16 protein-coding genes are annotated in these 19,948 nt (G+C 71.2%); 4 read left to right on the top strand and 12 right to left on the bottom strand.

Annotation, left to right across the window (positions count from 1 at the left end; genetic code table 11):
- Positions 1-16: 16 nt before the first annotated feature.
- The 4 genes from ACFFGY_RS10635 to ACFFGY_RS10620 all read right to left on the bottom strand — a co-directional run bounded on the left by ACFFGY_RS10635 (position 17) and on the right by ACFFGY_RS10620 (position 7,405).
- A complete protein-coding gene (locus tag ACFFGY_RS10635; RefSeq protein WP_377044468.1) occupies positions 17-1,420 on the bottom strand; it encodes an ABC transporter substrate-binding protein in 1,404 nt (467 codons plus the stop codon).
- Between the two features lie 55 nt (positions 1,421-1,475).
- Complete coding sequence (locus ACFFGY_RS10630) at positions 1,476-2,582, bottom strand: LacI family DNA-binding transcriptional regulator (RefSeq protein WP_377044467.1); 1,107 nt, start codon at positions 2,580-2,582, stop codon at positions 1,476-1,478.
- Between the two features lie 238 nt (positions 2,583-2,820).
- On the bottom strand, positions 2,821-6,345 hold the full coding sequence (gene metH, locus ACFFGY_RS10625; protein ID WP_377044466.1) for a methionine synthase: 3,525 nt from the start codon (positions 6,343-6,345) through the stop codon (positions 2,821-2,823).
- 13 nt (positions 6,346-6,358) lie between these two features.
- On the bottom strand, positions 6,359-7,405 hold the full coding sequence (locus tag ACFFGY_RS10620) for an ArsR/SmtB family transcription factor (RefSeq protein ID WP_377044465.1): 1,047 nt from the start codon (positions 7,403-7,405) through the stop codon (positions 6,359-6,361).
- Positions 7,406-7,444: 39 nt separating this feature from the next.
- On the opposite strand from ACFFGY_RS10620, the gene ACFFGY_RS10615 reads away from it, so the two are divergent.
- Positions 7,445-7,831, top strand: a complete 387-nt coding sequence (locus ACFFGY_RS10615; protein WP_377044464.1) for a hypothetical protein — start codon at positions 7,445-7,447, stop codon at positions 7,829-7,831.
- Positions 7,832-7,940: 109 nt separating this feature from the next.
- Here ACFFGY_RS10615 and ACFFGY_RS10610 read toward each other — a convergent pair whose 3' ends face one another.
- A complete protein-coding gene (locus tag ACFFGY_RS10610; protein WP_377044463.1) occupies positions 7,941-8,381 on the bottom strand; it encodes a DUF3597 domain-containing protein in 441 nt (146 codons plus the stop codon).
- 228 nt (positions 8,382-8,609) lie between these two features.
- Here ACFFGY_RS10610 and ACFFGY_RS10605 point away from each other — a divergent pair, with 228 nt between their 5' ends.
- Positions 8,610-9,032, top strand: coding sequence for a pore-forming ESAT-6 family protein (locus ACFFGY_RS10605; RefSeq protein ID WP_377044462.1), 423 nt, complete (start codon positions 8,610-8,612; stop codon positions 9,030-9,032).
- A gap of 74 nt (positions 9,033-9,106) precedes the next feature.
- Here ACFFGY_RS10605 and ACFFGY_RS10600 read toward each other — a convergent pair whose 3' ends face one another.
- The 3 genes from ACFFGY_RS10600 to ACFFGY_RS10590 form a co-directional block, all read right to left on the bottom strand.
- A complete protein-coding gene (locus ACFFGY_RS10600) occupies positions 9,107-10,342 on the bottom strand; it encodes an oxalate decarboxylase family bicupin (protein ID WP_377044461.1) in 1,236 nt (411 codons plus the stop codon).
- 254 nt (positions 10,343-10,596) lie between these two features.
- Positions 10,597-11,124 carry a GNAT family N-acetyltransferase gene (locus ACFFGY_RS10595; RefSeq protein ID WP_377044460.1) on the bottom strand — a complete coding sequence of 176 codons (528 nt, stop codon included), beginning with the start codon at positions 11,122-11,124 and terminating at the stop codon, positions 10,597-10,599.
- Positions 11,125-11,477: 353 nt separating this feature from the next.
- Complete coding sequence (locus ACFFGY_RS10590; RefSeq protein WP_377044459.1) at positions 11,478-12,197, bottom strand: GNAT family N-acetyltransferase; 720 nt, start codon at positions 12,195-12,197, stop codon at positions 11,478-11,480.
- A gap of 194 nt (positions 12,198-12,391) precedes the next feature.
- On the opposite strand from ACFFGY_RS10590, the gene ACFFGY_RS10585 reads away from it, so the two are divergent.
- Positions 12,392-13,195, top strand: coding sequence for a ferredoxin--NADP reductase (locus tag ACFFGY_RS10585; RefSeq protein WP_377044458.1), 804 nt, complete (start codon positions 12,392-12,394; stop codon positions 13,193-13,195).
- A gap of 106 nt (positions 13,196-13,301) precedes the next feature.
- On the opposite strand, the gene ACFFGY_RS10580 is transcribed toward ACFFGY_RS10585, so the two are convergent.
- From ACFFGY_RS10580 to ACFFGY_RS10565, 4 genes are all read right to left on the bottom strand, one after another.
- Positions 13,302-15,356: an MASE4 domain-containing protein gene (locus ACFFGY_RS10580; RefSeq protein ID WP_377044457.1), complete on the bottom strand. Its 2,055-nt coding sequence runs from the start codon at positions 15,354-15,356 to the stop codon at positions 13,302-13,304.
- A 172-nt stretch (positions 15,357-15,528) separates the two neighbouring features.
- Positions 15,529-17,352 (bottom strand): cation acetate symporter, encoded by a 1,824-nt coding sequence (locus ACFFGY_RS10575; protein WP_456316158.1) that lies wholly within the window; start codon positions 17,350-17,352, stop codon positions 15,529-15,531.
- On the bottom strand, positions 17,349-17,738 hold the full coding sequence (locus tag ACFFGY_RS10570) for a DUF485 domain-containing protein (RefSeq protein ID WP_377044456.1): 390 nt from the start codon (positions 17,736-17,738) through the stop codon (positions 17,349-17,351). Before ACFFGY_RS10570 ends, ACFFGY_RS10575 begins: the two co-directional genes overlap by 4 nt.
- Positions 17,739-17,937: 199 nt before the next feature.
- Positions 17,938-19,113, bottom strand: a complete 1,176-nt coding sequence (locus ACFFGY_RS10565; protein WP_377044455.1) for an FUSC family protein — start codon at positions 19,111-19,113, stop codon at positions 17,938-17,940.
- A gap of 157 nt (positions 19,114-19,270) precedes the next feature.
- Between ACFFGY_RS10565 and ACFFGY_RS10560 the strand changes: the two genes are divergently transcribed.
- On the top strand, positions 19,271-19,876 hold the full coding sequence (locus tag ACFFGY_RS10560; protein WP_377044454.1) for a nitroreductase family protein: 606 nt from the start codon (positions 19,271-19,273) through the stop codon (positions 19,874-19,876).
- Positions 19,877-19,948 lie beyond the last annotated feature (72 nt).

Below are 19,948 nucleotides of genomic sequence, written 5' to 3'. Positions count from 1 at the left end.
CACGGTCCCTCCCCGCTCAGCCCAGCAGGCTCTGCGTGGCGGCGTCGATATTGGCCGCGGTGGTCTTGGCGTCCTGGCCGGAGGTGAAGGCGAGGTCGAGCTGCTCGCTCAGCTTGGCGTTGATGCGGCTGAACTCCGGGAGAGTGACCGTGCGCGCCAGGTGGTCGGGGATGGTGCGCGACTGTTCCACGAAGACCTGCATCGCGTCGGGCCGCAGCGTGTAGGGCAGCGCCGAGCCCATCAGCGACTTGCGGACGGGAAGGAAGCCGCCGGCGATGCAGAACTCGCGCATATTGGCCTCGTCGGTGGCGAACCGCAGGAAGTCGATCGCCACGTCACGGTTCTTGCTGTCGCGCGTGACCGCCAGGCAGTTGCCGCCGAGGTCCGAGGCCATCGCCACGTCGCGCGGCATGAAGGTCACGCCCCACTCGGCGCGCTTCATCGCGTCCTGCAGGAAGGGGATCTGCCAGTCGCCGTGCACCAGCATGCCGATGGTGCCGTTGGCCAGCAGGTTCTGGGTCTGCTCGCTGCTCTTCACCGAGGTGGTGGGCGGCACCAGCTTCTCGTTGAACCAGGACTGCGCCCAGGCGATCGTCTCGACGCCTTCCTTCGAGCTCAGCTGCGGACGGCTCAGGTCGTCGCTCAGCATCTTGCCGCCGTGCTGGTACAGGTAGGGCAGGAAGCGGTAGCCGGTGTTGTTCTGCCAGGCCGAGGCGAAGCCGAAGGGCGCGCCGCCCTGCTCCTTCAGCGCGCGGGCGATGCGGATGAATTCTTCCCAGCGCCAGCTGTCCTCGACGCGCTTGGGCAGTTCCACGCCGATCTTGCGGAACATGTCGAGGTTGCAGAACACCGCCAGCGTGTCGGTGTGGTGCGGCAGGCCGAAGACCTTGCCGCGGTAGTTCACCGCGTTCCACATGGCCGGCGCGAACTGCCCGGCGGCGGCGCCGTCGAGGTGACCGGAAAGGTCCACGATGGCGCCGGCCTTCGCGTAGCGGCCGGTCTGCTGGTACTGGATGCGGATCAGGTCGGGTGCCTGACGGCCGGCCAGGCGGGTGTCCACCTGCTGGTAGAGCTGCGTCGAGGAGCCGTTGACCTCGAGGCGGATCGTCACGTTGGGATGCGCGTCGGTGTAGCGCTTGATCAGCGCCTGGAAGGCCTCTTCCTCGGCCCGGTTGCCCCAGACGGCGAAGTTCAGGGTCACGGCGGCCTGGCTCGTCCCCTGGGCGCGGGCGGGGCGCCAGCCGGCGGTGGCGGCGGCGAGGCCGGCACCCAGCCCGGCGCCGAGCAGCGCGCGGCGGCCCGGGGCGGGCAGCGTCCCCCCCGGCACGGCTGTCCGGGCACCGTCCTGCGATGCGGGGACCATCTGGGTCCCCTGCACCGTTTCGTCGCGCTTCGCCGGTGTTCCGGTCGCTCGCACCATCGCACGCTCTCCCTTGCTCGCGGCCGCTTGCTGCGGCTCTGCCTCGTCGTGTTCGTCAGGCGGCCCTGGCACCGCCCTTCCCTGTTTCCGCAGCACCTCGGGCGCCGCAGGATTCCCGCACCACCAGCCGCCCAGGCAGCAGCGCCCCGGGCGCCGGGCGCGCCGGGTCGTTCAGCCGCGCCATCACGCTCTCGGCGGCAAGGCGGCCGAGCTCGGCGCGGGGATGTTCCACGGTGGTCAGCATCGGCGTGCTGAACGCCCCCAGCGACACGCCGTCGAAGCCCACCACCGCGATGTCGCCGGGCACGCGCAGCCCCGCGCGGTGCAGCGCGTGCAGCGCGCCGATGGCCATGTTGTCGTTGAACACGAAGAGCGCCTCGGGCAGCGGCGTGCCGCGGGCGAGCAGCTGGGCCACCGCTTCGGCCCCGCCGGCCATGCTGTTGGGCACCTCGACGATCGAGGCGGCGTCGGGCGCGAGGCCGGCCTCCTCCAGCGCGCGCCGGTAGCCGTGGACGCGCTCGCGCGCCCGCAGTGGGAAGCTCTGCCGGCCCGAAACATGGGCGATGCGGCGGTGGCCGAGCGCCAGGAGGTGTCGCGTCGCGGCGTGGCCGCCGGCCTCGAGATCCACGCCCACCGCCGGGATGGCCGGGTCGTCGCCACGGTCCTGGAGGGTGACGCAGGCGATGCCGCGGGCCGACAGGTCGCGCAGCGCGTCCCAGATCGCCGTGGTGGGGGCGGTGGTGATCACGCCGTCGGAGATGCCGCCGCGCAACCGGGCGATGGCCTGGAGCTTCGCCGCCTCATCCTGCGCCGCGATGATGTCAAGGAGGTAGCCGCCCTCCGCCGCCGCGGCCTGGGCGGCGCCGATCACTTCGGCGAAGTAGGGGTTGCCGAGGTCGGGGCACAGGAAGGTCAGGTTGCCGGTGCGCTGCCGGCGCAGGTTCCGCGCGGCGTTGTTGGGCGTGTAGCCGAGCTCCGCCGCCGCCTGCCGCACCTTTTCCTGCGTCGCGGGCGACAGGCCGGCCTTGCCACCCCCGCCGTTGAGGACAAGGGACACGGTGGTCTGGGACACGCCGGCACGACGGGCCACGTGGAGGCTGGTGGTCCGCCCCGTCGCGCCCTCAGTCGTGGCGGGCTGTCCGGCCGGGGGCCGCGCCGCCATCTTGGTTCCGCTTCCTCATACGTTTTACTAATACGTATTAGGTAAATCTTCGTCCTTCGCTGGCGGGTTTGTCAACACGAATGTCGGACGGCGCAGTGACGGCAGCGGCCGCAAGGCAGCCCAGCGGGTGCGGCCAGGAAAAGCCCGCGCGCCGCTCCGAAGCAGCAACGGGGCCAGTGCGCCACCAGGGGATCAGCCGGCGGAGGCAGGAGCTTCGGTAAGCCCCTGCCCTGATAGCTCAGACCGAGAAGTACTTCGCCCGCGGGTGGTGCAGCACGATCGCGGAGGTGGACTGTTCCGGGTGGAGCTGATGCTCGTCCGACAGGTTCACGCCGATGCGCTCCGCCTGGAGGAGGCGCAGCAGGCCTTCCTGGTCCTCCAGCCGCGGGCAGGCCGGGTAGCCGAAGGAGTAGCGGCCGCCGCGATAGCCCTGGCTCAGCATCCGCTCCATGTCGCGGTCGTCCTCGCCGGCGTAGCCCAGCTCCGCGCGGATGCGCTTGTGGACGTATTCCGCCATCGCCTCGGCCATCTCCACCGACAGCCCGTGGAGGTAGAGGTAGTCCTGGTAGCGGTTCTCCTCGAACCAGCCGCGCGCGGTGTCGGAGGCCTTCTGGCCGACGGTGACGACCTGCAGGCCCATCACGTCGCGATGCTCCGGCCCCTCATCGACGTCATGGAGGAAGTCGGCGATGCACTCGCCATCCGCCTTGGGCTGGCGCGGCAGGGTGATGCGCCAGACTTCCGTGACGCCGTCGGGCTCGAAGAAGATCACGTCGTTGCCCTGCCCCGCGCACTTCCAGTAGCCGTAGATCGCCTGCGGCTTGAGGATGTCGTCCGCGTCGGTGATGGCGAGCATGCGCTTGAGTACCGGGCGCAGCTCCTGCTTGGCCCAGCCGATGAAGTCTTCCAGCGAGCGGCCCTGCTTCCGGAAGCCCCACTGGAACTGGTACAGCGAGCGCTCGTTGAGGAATGGGATGATCGCCTTGGGCGGCGCCTCCACCACGCGCGAACCCCAGAAGGGCGGCGTGGGGATGGGCTCCTCGGCGGTCAGGCGGCGGCGGCGGGCCTGGGCCTCGTTCACGTCCACCGGCGCGAAGCCGCGCGGGTCGGCGGTGCCCAGCGTGCGCTTCTCGTTGCGCGACTTGCCCTTGCGCTTCGACTGCAGGGCCGCGAGGTAGTCGTCGAAGCCGTTGCCCATCACCCGGTCCATCAGGTGCAGACCGTCGAAGGCGTCACGGGCATAGGCGACGCGGCCGTTGGTGCCGTCCATCGCACCCTCGGCACGATAGGCGCGGACGCAGTCGTCCTCGACGTAGTTGCGCGTCAGCGCGGCGCCGCCGAGCAGCACCGGCACGTCGAGGCCCTGGCGCGCCATCTCCTCGAGGTTCTCGCGCATCACCACGGTGGACTTCACCAGCAGGCCCGACATGCCGATGGCGTTGGCGCGGTGTTCGCGCACCGCCGCGATCATGTCGTTCAGCGGCACCTTGATGCCGAGATTGACGACCTTGTAGCCGTTGTTGGTGAGGATGATGTCGACGAGGTTCTTGCCGATGTCGTGCACGTCGCCGCGCACGGTGGCGAGCACGATGGTGCCCTTCTCCTGGCCTTCCACGCGCTCCATGTGCGGCTCCAGCCAGGCGACGGCGGCCTTCATCGTCTCGGCGCTCTGCAGCACGAAAGGCAGCTGCATCTTGCCGGAACCGAAGAGCTCGCCCACCGTCTTCATGCCGTCGAGCAGCAACTCGTTGATGATCGTGAGCGGCGCGTGGCCGGCGGCCATGGCGGCGGCGAGATCCTCGTCCAGCCCCTTGCGGTCGCCGTCGACGATGCGCTCCTTCAGCCGCTCCTCCGGGGTTTCGGCCTTCTTGCGCTTGCCCACGTCGGCGGCCTTGCGGCCGCTGAACAGTTCCAGGAACTTCTGGAGCGGGTCGTAGCCTTCCGAGCGGCGGTCGAAGATCAGGTCCTCGGCGACCTTCACCTCCTCGGCCGGGATCAGGTGCAGCGGCTTGATCTTGGAGACGTGCACGATGGCGCCGGTCATGCCGGCCTTCACCGCGTGGTCCAGGAAGACCGAGTTCAGCACGTGGCGCGCGGCTGGGTTCAGGCCGAAGGAGATGTTGCTCAGGCCCAGGATGATCTGGATATCGGGGAACTGCTCATGGATCGCGCGGATGCCTTCCAGCGTCCACTGACCGAGCTTGCGGTCGTCCTCGTTGCCGGTGGCGATCGTGAAGGTCAGCGGGTCGATCATCAGGTCGCTCTGCGGCAAGCCATGCTTGTTGCAGGCGAAGTCCACGAGGCGAGCGGCAATGCGAACCTTGTCCTCGACGGTCTTGGCCATGCCGACCTCGTCGATGGTCAGCGCGATCACCGCGGCGCCGAACTTCTTGGCCAGGATCATGCGATCCGTGGCGGCCTTTTCGCCTTCCTCGAAGTTGATCGAGTTGATGATGGGCTTGCCGCCATGGAGCTTCAGCGAGGCCTCGATCACCGGCGTTTCCGTCGAGTCGATCACCAGCGGCGCGTTCACCGAGCCGGTGAAGCGGCGGATGACCTCGCTCATCTCCGCCATTTCGTCGCGGCCCACGAAGGCGGTGCAGACGTCGAGGGAGTTGGAGCCCTCGCTCACCTGCTCGCGCCCCATGGCGACGCAGCCATCCCAGTCGCCCGCCGCCTGACGCTCGCGCCAGGCTTTGGAGCCGTTGGCGTTGCAACGCTCACCGATCGAGAAGTAGGCGTTTTCCTGCCGCAGCGAGGTGGCGCCGTAGAGGCTGGCCACCGAGGGCACCCAGATCGGCTTGCGCGCCACCGGCGCCGGGCGGTGCGAGGCGCCGCCGTGACGGCGCAGCATGGCGTCGAGCGCCTGGATATGCGGCGTGGAGGTGCCGCAGCAGCCGCCGATCAGGTTCACGCCGTCCTCGCGCACGAAGCGCTCCACCCAGACGGCCATCTCTTCCGGCGAGAGCGGGTAGTGCGTCTTGCCGTCCACCAGTTCCGGCAACCCGGCATTGGGCTGCACCGAGATCAGCCCGCGCCAGTTGTTGCTCAGGTAGCGGACGTGTTCCGCCATCTCCTGCGGGCCGGTGGCGCAGTTCAATCCCAGCAACGGCACGTCAAGCGCGTCCACCACGGTCGCGGCGGCGGCGATGTCGGGACCCACCAGCAGCGTGCCGGTGGTTTCCACCGTGACCTGCACGAAGATCGGGATGTCGCTGTTGGCTTCCGCCTTGGCGATCTTGGCGGCGTTCACCGCAGCCTTGATGAACAGCGTGTCCTGGTTGGTTTCCGTCAGCAGCGCGTCGGCGCCGCCGGCGATGAGGCCACGGCACTGCACCGTCAGCGCGGCTTCCAGCGTGTCGTAGTCGATATGCGCCAGGCTCGGCAGTTTGGTGCCCGGGCCGATATCGCCCACCACCCAGCGGTGGCGGCCGTCGGAGAAGCTTTCCGCCGCCTCGCGCGCCAGTTCCACCGAGAGCTTGTTGATCTCGTGCGCGCGGTCACCGAGCTCGAACTCGTCGAGCGTGATGGGAGAGCCGCCGAAGCTGTTGGTCAGCACCATGTCGGAGCCGGCCTCGTAGTAGCCGCGGTGGATTTCCCGCACGAGCTCGGGCCGGCTCAGGTTCAGGACCTCGGTGCAGTTCTCCTTGCCCCAGAAATCCTTCTCGATCTCCAGGGTGAGCGCCTGCACGCGCGAGCCCATGCCGCCGTCACACAGCAGCACGCGGTCACGCAGGGCATCGAGCAGGTGGGGACGGGACATGGGAGGAGCCTTTCTAGTCGGCCGAAACGTCGAGCGGTTGGTTCTGCGGCTCCGTGACCGGGGAGCCGGGATGCGCGGAGGTCGGCTGGGTGGCGGCTGGCGCAGCCAGGCGACGGGCCGTCCAGAGGCGCACCACCAGGGGGCCGGCCACGGAAATGCCGAAGCCCTCACCCTGCCCGCCGCGCCCGTCCGACACCGGCACCGCCACCGGCACGCAGCCGGCGGCGCCGAGCCAGCCGGCGATCGCCGCGTCGTCGAAGCCCGGCCAACGATGGGCATGGCGGTCCAGCAGCGCGGCGCGGTCATGCGCGGCAAGGTCGGCCAACAGGAGCAACCCGCCGGGGCGCAGCACGCGCGCGGCCTCGGCCAGCACGGCGGCCGGGTCCTCGGCGTAGTGGAGCACCATCTGCAGGGCCACGGTGTCGAAGGCGGCGTCGGGCAGCGGCAGGCGGTACATGTCGGCCTGCCGCACGGCGCAGCGATGCGCGAGGCCACGCTCCGCCAGCCGGGCTCGGGCCAGTGCCAGCATGGCGCGCGAGGCATCGACGCCCAGCGCGCTGTCGGCGCGGTCGGCCACCAGTTCCAGCAGCCGGCCGGTGCCGGTGCCGATGTCGAGGAGCCGGCCCGGATGCGCCGGCAGGGCGCGCAGCAGCGCCGCCTCGATCGCCTCGGCCGGAAGGTTCAGGGCGCGCAGTTCATCCCAGTCGGCGCCGTCGCGCTGAAAGGCGGCCGAGGCTTCGCGCGCGCGTTCCGCCGCCAGCCGCGCCGCGGCGCGACGGTCGGCCGCAAGTTGCGCGTCATCCTCCGGCAGGCGGGCCAGCAGGGCATGGGCGAGGTTATGACCGGCAGGGACCTGGAAATACACGTTGGCGCCCTCGGGCGTGCGGTCCAGCAGCCCGGCCTCGGTCAGCAGGCGCAGGTGGCGCGACAGGCGCGGCTGCGACTGCCCCAACACGGCGCAAAGATCGGATACGCACCAGGCGCCCCGCGCGCAAAGGGCGAGCAGGCGGAGCCGGGTCGGTTCGGCGGCGGCACGGAGTTGGGCGAGAAGGTCGTCCACCCCTGGACAATGACATAAAGATATCCTTATGTCGAGTGAATGAACTGGTCCCTCGATGCCCGCGTGCCCGTGATCCTCGTGCAGAGTGAGGACGCGATGGCCGAAGCCCTCCGCGCCGGACCCTCCGCCGTGCTGGCGGCGGGCGAGCTGCCGGCACGGCCGATGGTGGGCGCGGTGGCGGCGCTGAGCTTCGAGGTGTTCAGCAGCCACGCCGTCGCCTGCGCCTGCTGTGGCGGCCGCTCCCCGGCGGCTCAGGCGCTGGACCGATTGTTCCAGGCGCGGGTGCGGGGCACGGTGGCGTGGTTCGACCGCGTGGTGGCGCTGGTGCCCGGCGAGGCGGCGAGAGACATGGTGGAGGGTGCGCTGCGCGACGACGCGGTCTCGGCCGCGCGGTTCCGAATGGAGCCGGTCGCTCAGGCGGGATGATCCTCAGGGGCGCGGGAGGGCCGACAAACCCACCCGCTGCCGGGGGAGGAAAGGCGCGGGCAGGCGCGTCACAGCCTCGGGGCTGAAACGCCGGCCCACGCCGCGCGCCTCAGTCGCGCAGGCTGGCCGGAACCTGGCCGCCGTTCTGGGCCAGCTGCTGCCACACCGCCTTGGACAGGGCGATGTTCTGCTCGGCCGAGCCGTCGGCACCGGCATGAACGTTGAGCTCCTGGGCTAGCTGCTTGCGGGCATCGAGGCTGCTGTCCATGTCGAGCAGCTTCAGCAGGTCCACGATCGAGGTCTGCCAATTGCCGCCGCCGCCCTTCTTCGCGGCCATGTCCGTCAGCACCTGCTGCACGTCGACGTTCTGCGGCGCGGCGCCGCCGGCGGCGGGCGGCGGTGAGGCCGAGGCGGGGCTGGTCTGCTGCGTGCCGGCGCTGCCGCTGGCCGGCGTGCCGGTCTGGCCCGGGGTGCCCGACTGCGCCGGGGGCTCGGCCGCCGCGGCGGTCGGGTGGAAGATCTTGTTCATGATGGTGGAGAACAGGCTCATCGGGTCTTGGCTCCTCGCAAAAGGGCCCGGCGGGACCGGGCGTCGCGGCCACGTAACGCCGCCAGCGGGGCAGAAGTGTCATCGGTTAATGCCGCGAAGGGTGACGTTTGCGAGGCGGCACGAGTGGCCGCGCACCGGCGGCGCGGAGGACCCGGGACCGGCCGGAACCGGAACTGAAACGATTACCCGCCCGGCGTGTTCCGCTCCCGCAACCAAGAGGACAGCGTCATGAACCGTACCATCCTGCTGCTGGGTGTGATGTCGCTCGGCGGCGGCGCGGGCCTCGCGGCCCCCGCCGCGGCGCAGACGCCCGAGCAGATCGCGATGTTCCACCAGATGGCCGGAAATCAGCTGGGCGTCCTGGAATACTGCCAGGGCCGGAGCTTCATCGAGGCGAGCACGGTGGACACCCAGCGCAGGATGATGACGATGCTGCCGCCGCCGGCCGACAAGACGCCCGTGGACGCGGCCGAGGCGCTGGGCCGCTCCGGCACGATCTCGATCAACGGCAACACGGTGACGCTGGCCGATGCCGCCAAGGCGCAGAACGTTTCCGAGGCCGCGCTGTGCAAGCAGATGGGCGACATGGTGGTCAACGGCGCGGCGAACGTGCCGGGCGGGGCCGCTGCCCCGAAGCCCGCGGCACCCTGACGGCGGCGTTCCGGCCGGAGCCCCTGCCCCGGCGCATTCCGGGCACCGTGCCCGGGTCGCGCCGGGGCCTCTCCTCAGCCCTTGATCACCACGGTCTTGGCCGTGGGGAAGCCTTCCACCGCGCCGGCGGGCAGGTTCAGGTGCGCCTGCACCAGCGCGTGCGGCGTCAGCGCCAGCCACTGCCGCGCCGAGATGTCGGCGTAGTGGTCGGAGCGGAACATCTCCAGGAAGCGCAGCGTGGTGGAGCCGGTGTTCTCGATGTAGTGGCCTTGCGCGAAGGGCACGTAGCCCACGTCGCCGGCGGCGAAGTCGAAGGTGCGCGCGCTGCTCTGCGAGGCGAAGACCGTCATGCGGCCGGTGCCCTCGATGTAGTACTGCCACTCGTCGGTGTTGGGGTGCCAGTGCAGCTCGCGGATGCCGCCGGGCTCGACCTCCACCAGCGCGGCGGCGATGGTCTTGGACGCCTTGAAGACCTTGCTGTCGGTGATGCGCACCGTGCCGCCGGGAAAGCGGAACGGATCCTGCGCCAGCATGCGGTGGCTGAAGCTTTCGGGCACCTTGCCCGCGCCCTGGGGCGTATCGGCCGCGACCGTGGCGCCGGGGGCGGGCGCCGGGAAGATGTAGAGCTCCTTCTTGGGGATGTTGTCGAAGGCGCTGGCTGGCAGGGCGAAGTTCTTGGCCAGCACATCCTTCGGCGTGTGCGCGAACCAGTCGGTCAGCAGGAAGGTGCTGTCTTCCGAGAAGTCACCGCTGTCGAAAACCAGGAGGAACTCGCAGCCCTCGTCGCCGATGCCCTGGATCGAGTGCGGGATGCCCGAGGGGAAGTACCAGAGGTCGCCCGGCCCGACATCGTCGATAAAGAAGTTGCCGTCCGCATCCACGGCGGTGATGCGGGCACGGCCGGCCAGCATGTAGCTCCACTCGGCTTCCTTGTGCCAGTGAAGCTCCCGCACGACGTTGCTCTTGAGGCGCATGTTGACGCCCGCGATGCTCTTGCTGACCGGCAGCTCGCGCGCCGTGACCTGACGCGCCCAGCCGCCCGGCTCGATGCGCTGGTGGCTGTCGGCGAAGGAGAAGCGGAGGTTGGGCAGCGTGCCGGCATCGGTGTTGGGCGGCGACACGATGTCGGGGTTCTGCGCTTCCCGCGCGAGGTTGCGGGGCCCCAGGATGTCGGCGCCCTCGTTGCCGCGCATCGGCAGCGGGGCGGTCGGTGCCCCTTGGGCCACGGCATCGGATGCGCGGGCGACGCCGGCCACGAGGGCGGCACCCGTGGCGGCGCCCAGCGCGGCGCGGCGGGACAGATCAGGCATGGCGTGTACGAACCTCCGGCGACGGCGGGTCGTGGAGGAACCCGCGTCCGGTGGCCCGAACGGGTCAGCCGGGCGGATCGTTCCCGGGAATGGAGCACACGTCACGATCCTCCCGCAGTTGCGAAGAACGGTTCGGGAAGAACGGTCTCGAAAGAACGGACTGGGAAGCAGGGGCGCGAATGGCGTGCCGGGTACGGTGGGCCGTTATCCGGTGGACCGGGGCGCGTATCGCCGCCGCGTCCGTCGACCCGCCGTTAGCCCTCGTCGGGGAGCGTGCGGTCGCCCTCGCCCAGCGAGCGCTGCATGAACACCACGTCGAGCCAGCGGCCGAATTTCAACCCCGTGGCGCGCAGCACGCCGGTCTGCCGGAAGCCCAGCGACAGGTGCAGGCCGATCGAGCCCACATTTTCGCTGTCGCCGATCACCGCCAGCATCTGCCGGAAGCCCGCGGCCTCGGCGCGTGCCAGCAGCTCCGCCACCAGCGCCTTGCCCACGCCCTGCCCGCGCACGTCGTCGCGGATATAGATCGAGTCCTCGGCGGTGAAGCGATAAGCGGAGCGGTCGCGGAACTGGGCGTAGTAGGCGTAGCCCACCACCTCGTTCGCCTCGTTCTCGAAGACCAGCCAGGCCCAGCCGGCTTTCTGCGCGCGCTCGAAGCGGCGCGTCATCTCCGCGGCGTCGGGCGCCTCCTCCTCGAAGGTCCCGGTGCCATGGGCGACGTGGTGCGCGTAGATGGCGGTCATCGCCGGGATGTCGGAGGAAGCAGCGTCGCGGATCGGCATCGGGAACTCCGTTAGGGGCTGCCAACTTGTCCATACCGGCGCCCGGGAGCAAGCGCGTCAGCTGCCGGAAAGCTGCGGAAAACGTGGACTCCGGCGGAGGTTCGCTTCGCGACGCTGCGCGAGGGCCGGGGCAGAGGGATCGGTTCAGGCACCGGTGTTCATCCCCCTGGCGCGGTGGCGCGTGGTGGTTCCCACTTCGCCCCCTATGGGGATGGTGTCGCGCCCACCCACCGGGATCATCATCGGCCCCGCAACGATTCGGCGTCAGGGCTGCGGCCGGAACGACGACACAGGCGCCAACGTCGGGTCCGTCGGGAGATTTCCCGGTCCGTGCGAGCCCCCCTGCCCGCCCTCTACCCGGCGAGCCCCCTACCGCCCAGCGAGGTGCGGGGTCGGCCCGCGGCGTCCCAGTTCGCGTCGTCGAGCCAGGCGGCGATCCGCGCGGCGCGCTCGGGCCATTCCTCGGCCAGGATCGAGAAGTAGGCGGTGTCGCGCAGGCGGCCCTTGACCACCTTCACCGCCCGCAGCGTGCCCTCGTACTGGAAGCCCAGCCGTTCCGCCGCGCGGCGCGACGGCGCGTTCAGCGCGTGGCACTTCCAGGTGAGGCGGCGATAGCCGAGGTCGTCCATCGCGTGGCGCATCAGCAGGAACATCGCCTCGGTGGCGGCGCGGGTGCGCTGAAGGCGCGGGCTGAACCAGATATGGCCGAGCTCGATCGCCGCGTCGGCCGGGGCGATCTCCATCAGCGTCAGCCAGCCGTCGGCGGTGCCGGTGCGGTGCGGCCGGATGGCCCAGGCGACCGGGTCGTGCTGGGTGGAAAAGCTTCCGAGGTGCCGGCGCATCGCCGCCACGTCCGCGAAGGGGCCGTAGCCGAGATAAGCCCAGCTGCCCTCCGCCCCCTGGGAGGCCGCGAAAAGCTCGGCCGCGTGGCGCGGGTGCAGCGGCTCGAGGTCGACCGAGGCGCCGCGATGGGGGATGCGGGCCGGCAGGGGCCGGGGCGTGGGATCGACCTCGGGCCCGAGCGGCGGTTCGGTTGCGGGCGAGGTTGCGGGGGAATGGGACGCGGCGGACATGCGCCACCCTGGCATCGGGCCGGGCCGGCTGGCAACGGCACCGCCGGGGCGCACCGGGCAGGTTGCCACCGCGTCGCGGCGGGCTGGCCACTGGACCGCAAGGGTTGCGTTGCGCGAATGCCTCGCAATTCACCGTGCTCGGCTCGCGGTTGGCCGTTGCGTCCGGACCGCCTCCGTTTCATAGGGGCGGCGACATGAACGCACCCCTTGCCAAGCCCGCCCCGAGCGCCGCCTTCTTCCACGAGACGGTGCTGTCCGTGCACCACTGGACCGACCGGCTCTTCACCTTCCGCACCACGCGCGACCAGGCGCTGCGCTTCCAGGCCGGGCAGTTCGTGATGATCGGCCTGCCGGTGGACGGCAAGCCGCTGCTGCGCGCTTATTCCATCGCCTCCGCCCCTTGGGACGAGGAGCTGGAATTCCTGTCGATCAAGGTGCCCGACGGGCCGCTGACCTCGCGGCTGCAGCACCTGCAGCCGGGCGACACGGTGCTTGTCGGGCGCAAGCCGGTGGGCACGCTGCTGCTGGACAACCTGCGCCCCGGCAAGACCCTGTGGTTCCTGTCCACCGGCACCGGCCTCGCGCCCTTCCTGAGCCTGATCCGCGAGCCAGAGGCCTATGACCGCTTCGAGCGCATCGTGCTGGTGCACGGCGTGCGCGAGGTGGCGGAGCTCGCGTGTCGGGACCTGATCGAGACGGAGCTGAAGCAGCACGAGTTCCTGGGCGAGCTGGTGGGCGACAAGCTCCTCTACTACCCGACCGTGACGCGCGAGCCTTTCCGCAACCAGGGCCGCGTCACCGACCTGATCACCTCGGGCAAGATCTTCGAGGATCTGGGCCTGCCGCCGCTTTCGCCAGAAGACGACCGCGTGATGCTGTGCGGCAGCCCCGAGATGCTGGCCGACTGCCGCGCCATCCTGGAGGAGCGCGGCTTCCGCGAGGGCAGCCAGCACGAGCCGGCGGAGTTCGTGATCGAGAAGGCCTTCGTCGAGAAGTAAGGCGCCCCCGCGCGGGGCGGAGGGCGGGCGAGGCGCCGCCGGCCCGCGCGGATGGGCGGGCGGCTTCCCCTGCCCTGCCACCCTCCACCGAGGCGCGACGCGGCGCCTAGCCGTTGCGGCGGGCCACCTGCAGGCGTTCCGCCAGCTCTTCCCGCCGGTAGGGCTTGGTCAGGATCGGCACGTCGGAGGGCACGCTGTGCTGCCCGGCCAGCGCCTCATCGGTGTAGCCGGAGGTCAGCAGCACCCGCAGGCCGCCGCGCAGGCGCCCGGCCTCGACCGCGAGCTGCACGCCGTTCATGCCGCCGGGCATCACCACGTCCGAGAACAGGATGTCGACCCGCTCCGGCCCACGCAGGATCGCCAGCGCCTCGCCGGCATTGCGCGCGGCCAGCACGCGGTAGCCGAGATCGGCCAGGTTTTCCGTCACCGCGGCCAGCACGGCGGGCTCGTCCTCCACCGCCAGCACGGTTTCCCCCGCATCGGCGCGGCGCAGCGGCGAGGCCGCGCCGGTACCGTGCTCGGCGGACGGCTGGAGGCGCTCGGCCTGCGGCAGCCAGATCTCGACCGTCGTGCCCTGGCCGGGCGCCGAGGCGATCTCCACCGTGCCGCCGGCGGAGCGCGCGAAGCCCCAGACCTGGCTCAGCCCGAGGCCGGAGCCCTTGCCGAACTCCTTGGTGGTGAAGAAGGGTTCGAAGACCTGCGCACGGGTGGCCGCGTCCATGCCGGTGCCGTTGTCCACCACCGAGATCACCACGTAGTCGCCGGCCGGCACCGCCTCGGGCGCCTGCGGCTGCGCCGGCGCGGCGCGGCGCTCGTTGCGGGTGGTGACGAGGATGCGGCCGTTCTGCGGCGGCAGGGCGTCGCGGGCATTGACCACGAGGTTGAGCACCGCGGCCTCGAACTCGCCGGGGTCGATCCGGGCCGGGTGAAGCGCCGGGTGCAGGGTGAAGTGGAACTCGACGGCCTCGCCCAGGGCGCGGCGCACCAGCGGCTCGAAGTCCAGCAGCGAGGCGTTGAGGTTGACGGTTTCGGGCCGCAGGTTCTGGCGGCGGGCGAAGGTCAGCAGCTGCCGCGTCAGCCGGGCGCCGCGCTGCGCCGCCTCCAGCCCGGCATCGGCCAGCTTGATGGTGCGCGCCTGATCCTCCGGCCGGCGCCGGATCATCTCGAAGCCGCTGGTCACCACCATCAGCAGGTTGTTGAAGTCGTGCGCGATGCCGCCGGTCAGGCGCCCGATCGCCTCCATCTTCTGAGCCTGCCGCAGGGCCGCGCCGGCCCGGGCCGCTTCCTCGGCCGAGGCCTCGGCCCGCGCGCGCAGGGCATCCACCTCGTGCAGGTAGGCCCACAGAATCGCGAAGGCCGAGGCCAGCGCCTCGATGCGCCCCACGTACCAGCCGACCGTGGCCCGCGCGCTGCCGGCCATGGTCAGGAAGTTGTCCAGCACCAGCAGCACCAGCGACACGCCGAGCCAAAGGTCCAGCACGCTGGGCCTGCGCCTGGTGGCCCACCAAACCGCCAACAGCGCCACGACCGTGAGAAGCTGCACCGCCGGCCCGACGCCCGAGGTGGTCAGCGCCGTGTAGTCGTCCCCGGTCACCTGGTGCGGCAGCCAGGGCAGGCCTCCGGTCGCCAGCAGCGCGCTCAGCCCGGCCGCGACCAGCGCCGCCAGCACCGCGGTGGCCACCGCGAGCCGGCCGGCGCCGGACGGAACCAGCCGCGTCTGCTCACCGCGCAGCGTCAGGGCATAGGCCAGGGCGCAGGCCGGCGGCCCCAGGTGCCAGAAGGTCCAGAGCCAGGTCGTCGTTTCCGGCCCCGCGCCGAGCAGCCGCCCCGCCGGCACGATGCCGGGCACGCTCAGCAGCTGGAGCAGCACGATGGCCGTGGTGTAGAGCGTCCCGCCGGCGATCAGCAGCAGCGGCACGGAACGGGCGCGGCGGAACTGCGCGAACAGCACCCAGGCGCTCAGCCCGTAGGTGATCACCAGCGCGGTCTGGTGGATCAGCATGAAGCCGGGCAGCACGGGGCCGCCACGCGCCGCGAGCGGCAGGAGGCAGAGCGTCGCCAGCGCGGCGAGGAGGCAGAGCCAGCCGGCGACCCGGCGCTGTGCCCGGGGCGGTGGCTCGGTCACGATCGTGGCTGCCTGGCCGCGGAATGCCGGGTCCATCGCTTCACCTTCCTGCGCGCGGTCGCCGAAGTCGCGGCGAGTCCGGCTGCCAGGGAGCCTAGCAGATCACCCGCAGGGTGGCGAAACGGGGCGTGTCGCCCCGGATGCGCGGGGCACCTGGACGTCGCGGTTACTCCGGCGGCACCCGGGTAGGTGCCGCCGGAAGGCTGGATCAGTGCGCCGTCGCTTCCTCGGCGCCGATGCCGGTTTCGGAGCGCACGTACTGCGCCTCGAAGGCCGCCATCTCGCGCGCGGCACGGCGGCTCGTGTCCATCTTCGAGATGACCCAGATCGCCACGAAGGCCAGCGGCATCGAGAAGAGCGCCGGGTTGTCGTAGGGGAACAGGGCACTGGCATGGCCGAAGGTGTCCACCCAGACCGCCTTGCTCAGCACCACCATCAGCACCGCCGCCACGAGGCCGAGCAGCCCGCCCAGCAGCGCGCCCATGGTGGTGGTGCCGCGCCACAGGATCGACATCAGCAGCACGGGGAAGTTGCACGACGCCGCCACCGCGAAGGCCAGGCCCACCATGAAGGCGACGTTCTGGTTCTCGAACACGTAGCCGAGCCAGATCGCCACGAGGCCGATCACCACCGCCGCGATCTTGCTCAGCCGCACCTCGCCGCCTTCCGACACGCGGCCGCGCGCGATCACCGAGGCGTAAAGGTCGTGGCTGACTGCCGAGGCGCCCGACAGCGTCAGCCCCGCCACCACCGCCAGGATGGTCGCGAAGGCCACCGCCGAGATGAAGCCCAGGAACAGCGAGCCGCCCACCGCGTTGGCCAGGTGCACCGCCACCATGTTGGAGCCGCCGATGAGGCCGGTCAGCTTGTTGATGGCGCCGCCGGCGGCGGGGGCGGTGAAGTAGCTCGGGTCGTTCATCAGGTAGGTGATGGCGCCGAAGCCGATGATGAAGGTCAGGATATAGAAGTAGGCGATGAAGCCGGTGGCGTAGAACACCGACTTGCGGGCTTCCTGGGCGTCGGACACGGTGAAGAAGCGCATCAGGATGTGCGGCAGGCCGGCCGTACCGAACATCAGCGCGAGGCCCAGCGAGATCGCCGAGACCGGGTCGGCCACCATGTTGCCCGGCGCCATGATGCTGGCCCCGCGCGGGTGCGCCGCGACGGCGGAGCTGAACATCGCCTCGGGGCTGAAGCCGAAGTGCCACAGCACCGCCAGCGCCATGAAGGAGGCGCCAAACAGCAGCAGGCAGGCCTTGATGATCTGCACCCAGGTGGTGGCCTTCATGCCGCCGAAGGCCACGTAGACGATCATCAGCACGCCCACGATCACCACGGCATACAGGTACTGCAGGCCGAACAGCAGCTGGATCAGCTTACCCGCCCCCACCATCTGCGCGATCATGTAGAAGGCCACCACAATCAGCGTGCCGATGGCCGAGAGCGTGCGGATCGCCGTCTGGTCCAGGCGGAAGGACGCCACGTCGGCGAAGGTGAACTTGCCGAGGTTGCGCAGGCGCTCGGCGATCAGGAACAGCACGATCGGCCAGCCCACCAGGAAGCCGATCGAGTAGATCAGCCCGTCGAAGCCGCTGGTGTAGACCAGCGCCGAAATCCCCAGGAACGACGCCGCGGACATGAAGTCGCCAGCGATCGCCAGCCCGTTCTGCAAACCGGTGACGCCGCCGCCGGCCGCGTAGAAGTCGGCCGCCGAGCGGGTGCGCCTGGCCGCACGATAGGTGATCACCAGCGTCAGCAGCACGAAGAGCACGAACATCGCGATAGCGCTGTAGTTCAGCGCCTGCCGGTCCACCGGCCCGGTGATGGCGTCGGCCGCCTGCGCGGCGCCGGCCGCGGCGGTGCACAGCGCGGCGCCGAGCGGGACAGTCAGCGCCGCGCGGCCTGCCAGGCGGCGCGGCGCGGAACCGGCCGCCCCGAGGCCGACGGGCGCGGAGCGGGCCGTCATGGGCCGGGTGGCCGGGATGCCGGAGGCGGCGCCGCGCGACGGCGCGGTACGGGCGGAAGCACTCACCGGCGGATCCCTCCCGCCGGCGCCGCCTTGCCGTAGCGCGCCTGGAGCTCGCGCGTCATGGCGTCGTAGCGGCCGTTGGCGCGGGCGACGTAGATGCCGGTCAGCACGAAGGCCGCGATGATCACGCCCAGGCCCAGCACGATGCCGAGCGAGGTCGTGCCGCCCGCGAAGACCGGCGTGGCCATGACGCCGTGCGCGAAGGCGACCAGCAGGATGAAGCCCAGGTAGATCACCAGCATCACCGCCGACAGCGTCCAGCCGAAGGCGGAGCGGCTGCGGGCGAGTTCTTGGAAGGTCGGGTCGCGCAGGATCGGGCTGACGCCCCCCGCCACGGGTGGCGCGGTGGCGGCGGCGTCGCGGTAAGCGAGGCCGGCTGGCATGGACATGGGTGTTCCCGTTTCCCCGGATCTGTTGCCGGGTTGCTTGCTTTGGACGTTGTTTCGCGCCGGAACGATCCGTCACGATCGTGCAACCCTCCGATGGCGGAAGGGCGGCGGTCAATCATGTTTTGCAACGGACCCTCGGCGGGTTTCGCGGCACCCGCCAGGCCTCCGGGTGCCGGGTGCGACCGGGCGCGAGGCCGCTTCAACCCCCGTGGCGGCGGGTGTGGGCCAGCCGTCGGAACCAGCCGCTCCAGGGCGTGCGATCCCAATGGGTCGCGCCCCAGAACAGCGCATCCACCACCAGCGCGACGGCACTGCCCACCAGCGTCGCCACCACCCGGTGCAGGGCGGTCAGCACCTCCGGCGTGTCGCCCAGGGCGATCAGCGTCACGACATAGGCGGTGATCGCGGTGGACAGCGCCGCGTAGTTGACCTTCTGCAGGGCGTAGCTGGCCCAGGCGAGCACCAGCACCGCCACGGCCAGCGCCGGGTGGCCAGGGTGCAGCAGCGCCGCCCCCAGCGTTGCCACCCCCGCGCCGAGCACCGTGCCCGCCACGCGCTGCACGCCACGCGCCGAGGTTTCGCGCAGCGTCGGCTTCATCACCACCACCGCGGTCATGGTGGCCCAGTAGCCGCTGGGAAGCCCGGTGCCGCGCGCCAGCCCCGCCGCGATCATCGCCGCCACCGCCAGGCGCACGGCGTAGCGCCCGTCCGGGGCATTCCAGCGGATCGCCTCGCGCACCGCGCGCCAGGCATTGGGCACCTGCCGGCCGGGCGGCCAGGGCTCGGTGGGCGGGAAGTAGTGCTGCAGCGAGGCCAGGAAGGTCCACTGCACCCCGCCGCCCGCCATCACCAGCAGCGCCCGCCCCAGCGCCGATTCCCAGCCCGAGGGATAGGCGCCCGCCACGGCCAGCGTCACGTTCCACTGCAGGGCGATCCACCACGCCCCTGTGCCCACCACGTTCAGCAGCCCGCAGACCGCGGCCAGCAGCCCCGCCGCCGGCACCTGCCCCCAGGCGGAACCGCCCAGCAGCGAGCCCGCCAGGGTCGAGAGCGTCATGCCGAGCAGGGCGCCCAGCATCGGCTGGCTCCAGCCGCGCGAGAAGCGCTGCACGGCACCGAAGCCCACCGTCATGGCGCCGCCCGCGGCCACCAGGGCCGGACCCATCTGGTCCAGCAGGAAGCCCGCCAGCAGCACCAGCGCGATCGCCGGCATGCAGAGCGTGGCGATGCGCAGCTGCCGCGCCTTCCAGTCGAGGTGGAAGATCTGCTGCGTGGCGTCGCGCGCGGCCAGGAAGCGCCGCGGAAGCCGGCTCCCGATGGTGGGTTCCGGCGGCGCGCCACCCTTCCCGCTGACGGATCTGGAGATATCGGGCACGGCGGAGGAAGCCGTGGCTCCACCGGATGGTTGCGCGGCGTATGGTGACGCACCGCGGAACGGTCCGAGGTCGCCCCGGGGCCTCGCCAGGCTTGGCGGCATGGCCCTGCCCGACTATGTGGCTCAGTTGAGAACTGTTTTCATCTCAGGAGGTTCCATGGACGCGATCGACGGACAGCGGGACAGCATCGATCCGGGTGCCGTTCTCGGCGCACTGCTGGAGCGCCGCTCGGTTCCCGCGCCCATGCTACGCGCCCCGGCACCCGAGGGCGAGGAGCTCGAGCGCATCCTCGCCACCGCGCTGAGCGCGCCGGACCACGGGGCGCTGCGGCCCTGGCGCTTCGTGCTGATCCGGGGCGAGGCCCGGGCGCGCTGGGCCGACACGATCGAGGCCGCGATGCGCGCCCGCGACCCGGAAGGGCCGCAGCCGCTGATCGACAAGCAACGCGGCCGCATCCTCAAGGCGCCGCTGGTGATCGCGCTCGGCGCCCAGGTGCGGGAGGGCAAGATCCCCGAACTCGAGCAGCTGCTCACCGTCGCGGCGGGCACCATGAACGTGCTGAACGCGCTGCACGCGGCGGGGTACGGCGCCATCTGGGTCACCGGCGCCAATGCCTACGACCCGAGCGTGGCCGAGGCGCTGGGGCTGAGCGCGCCGGACCGCCTGCTGGGCTTCCTGTTCGTGGGCACGCCCGACGGCTCCGCCATGGCGCCGGCGCGGCGTGGCGCGGTGGCCGAGCACGTCCGGGAATGGCAGGGCTGAGGGTGGGCCCGAGGCTGCCGGATCGGGATCGCTCCGGCGTCCTCGCCTGAGCGTACCGTCAACCCGTACCGT

The sequence above is a fragment of the Roseomonas elaeocarpi genome, from assembly GCF_042433915.1.
GTDB classification, from domain to species: domain Bacteria; phylum Pseudomonadota; class Alphaproteobacteria; order Acetobacterales; family Acetobacteraceae; genus Roseomonas; species Roseomonas elaeocarpi.
Note: the sequence above shows the minus strand (reverse complement) of the source record. Positions and strands in the feature narration are given on the sequence as shown.